The sequence below is a fragment of the Panacagrimonas perspica genome (genome assembly GCF_004364935.1).
GTDB lineage: Bacteria > Pseudomonadota > Gammaproteobacteria > Nevskiales > Nevskiaceae > Panacagrimonas > Panacagrimonas perspica.
The window spans coordinates 1-1,040 of the sequence record NZ_SOBT01000006.1; the positions used below are offsets into that span (position 1 = coordinate 1).

The window sequence follows — 1,040 nt, forward strand, 5'->3', positions numbered from 1 at the left end:
AAGTAGTCGCGACCGGCAAGCTCGAGCGGATTGATGTTGCGCCCGTTGCGGCCCTTGGCCTCGTAGTAGTTGACCTTGCCGGTGTCAGCGTAGCGGTCCCCACCGCCACCGGTGATGCCGCCTTGGTCGCCCGACAGATCGTGAGCATTGAACTCGTCGTAGATCGTCGGATCGTAGAGGGCGCGAAGGCGCGCGTTCAGGCGCAGGTTCTGGGAGAACCTCATATCCATCTCGCCGGTGAAGCGAAATACCGTGTAGTTCATCTCCAGGTCGTCTTGACCCACTCGATCGCTGCGGCGGATCGAGTCGGCAAACGGAGGAATGCCCGGGACGCCCGGCAGGGGAACCTGCCAATTGGCGATCGGGGTCCCGAGGTCCACGCCCGGGATCAGATTCGGGATGACATTGTTGACGATGCCGGTACTCAGCGACGGCGGCACGTAGGCCTGCCGCGGCACGAGCGTGTCCTGAAACGGCATGTTCGTCTGGTTGTTCGGGTTCTGCGCCTTCGTCGTTCGATACGCGGCATCTGCACGAAAGACAGCGTTGAAAGTCGTGTCGTCCCACAGGTCGCGGAGGAAGCCGAGACTCTCGTCGTCTTGTGCCTGCACAAGGCCCGAGAACGCCATCAGCACGGCGCCCGACGCCATGATCCACTGCTTACGAATTCTGGATTTCATCTCTCTCACTCCCCTGTCTTTTCTAGATGTTCGTTCGATAACCCGATACACGGATCAAGGCGCCAGCCGCAGAACTCTTCCGCTGTGTCCCACTGCGATGACTTCGCCGGCGGCCGCGGATGCCGCGTGGCCGAGGCCCGTGTACCAATTGATGCTGAAGTCCAGCGCACGGATCGGATTCCACGTGGCGCCGTTGTCGGTGCTGCGCAGCGCGACGCGCTGGCCCACCGCGATCACCTGCCCGTCCGCGAACGAATCCACGCCAAACAGGTTCCCGTCGACCGGCGTCTTCACGTAGCCCCAGGTGCGTCCGTGATCGGCGGTTCGTGCGACCAGGCCCGATTGCCCCACTGCGTAACC

The 1,040-nt window shown here is 62.7% G+C and carries 1 protein-coding gene and 1 pseudogene; both read right to left on the reverse strand.

Translation table 11 applies throughout. The features are described from left to right. Positions 1 to 650: pseudogene (locus DFR24_RS00050) on the reverse strand (DUF1302 family protein); the annotation flags it as partial. Positions 651 to 734: 84 nt separating this feature from the next. After that, on the reverse strand, positions 735 to 1,040 hold a 306-nt coding region (locus DFR24_RS24250; protein ID WP_407075108.1), incomplete at its 5' end, for a WD40/YVTN/BNR-like repeat-containing protein.